The sequence below is a fragment of the Nonomuraea sp. NPDC049141 genome (genome assembly GCF_040648415.1).
In the GTDB taxonomy this organism is placed as follows: Bacteria; Actinomycetota; Actinomycetes; order Streptosporangiales; family Streptosporangiaceae; genus Nonomuraea.
Genome location: NZ_JBEZDR010000270.1, coordinates 1 through 1,122, shown reverse-complemented (window position 1 = coordinate 1,122; position 1,122 = coordinate 1). Strand labels below are relative to the sequence as shown.

Here is a 1,122-nt window from a genome sequence, read left to right as displayed (position 1 = left end):
GCCGGCTCGATGCCGCCGCCCGGCCGGCAAGCCTGACCGTGGGCGTGCTGGATGAGTCCGGCCAGGAGAAGAAAGGCGTGGCCACGGCGGGCGTCAAGCGCCAGCACATGGGGTGCGCCGGCGGCATCGACAACGGCATCAACACCGTCTATCTGGCCTACGTGCGCGCCGGCGTGGGGCATGCGCTGATCGGTGCCCGGCAGTGGATCCCCGCCGAGCAGATCAGCGACCCCGTCACCGCCATCACCACCGGCCTGCCGCTGGATCTGACCTTCGCCACCAAGGGCGAACTGGCCGGCGACCTGCTGCGCGAGGCCTACGCCGACAACGTGCGCCTGGACTTCGTGGCCGGTGACGAGTTCTACGGCGCCTGCACCACGCTGCGCGCCTTCCTGGAAGAACACGGCCAGGCCTACGTCCTGCGCATCCGCGCCACCTTCACTCTCACCCTCGACGCCGGCACCCGCCTGACCTGCGAGCAGGCCGTGGCCACGTACTTGAAGCAGAAACGCCGGTGGGTCATCCGCTCAGCCGGCGACGGCTCCAAGGGCGAGCGCACCTACGCCTGGGCCTGGATCGCCACCGCCAGCCCCGCCCACTTCCTGCTCATCCGCAAGCACCGCACCACCGGCGAACTGGCGTTCTACTACTGCTTCGTCCCCGACGGCCAACCGGTCACGCTGCCCCGCCTGATCGCCGCCGCAGGGTTGAGATGGCCGGTGGAGGAGAGTTTCGAGGCCGGCAAGAGCCTGTTCGGCCTGGATGAATCCCAGGTCCGCCTCTATGAGGCTCTTCTCCGGCACCTCGTGCTGGTCATGGCTGCCCTGGCCGTCTGCGTGGCCAGCGCCGCGGCCGCCCGGCACCGCACCCACACCCAGGCCATGACGCCCAGCCACCCCGACGAACAGCCGCCCGAGGATCTCGGCCTGATCCCGCTGACGGTCGCCGAGATCAAGCACCTGTTCAACGCCACAACCACCCGCACATCGTCGCTGGAACACACCGCGCATTGGTCAGCCTGGAGACGCCGCCATCAAGCACGCGCCCGCTGGTTCCATCACCGAGCCCGCCTGACCACCGCATATATCCAGGTCAACTAACAAATGGCGGCTGCCGTACTAG

Annotated in this window: 1 protein-coding gene; it reads left to right on the top strand. The window is 68.7% G+C overall.

Annotation, left to right across the window (positions count from 1 at the left end):
* Positions 1–1,100 (top strand): IS701 family transposase (locus tag AB0B91_RS66395; protein WP_358343336.1); only part of this gene is annotated, 1,100 nt, incomplete at its 5' end.
* Positions 1,101–1,122: the final 22 nt, after the last annotated feature.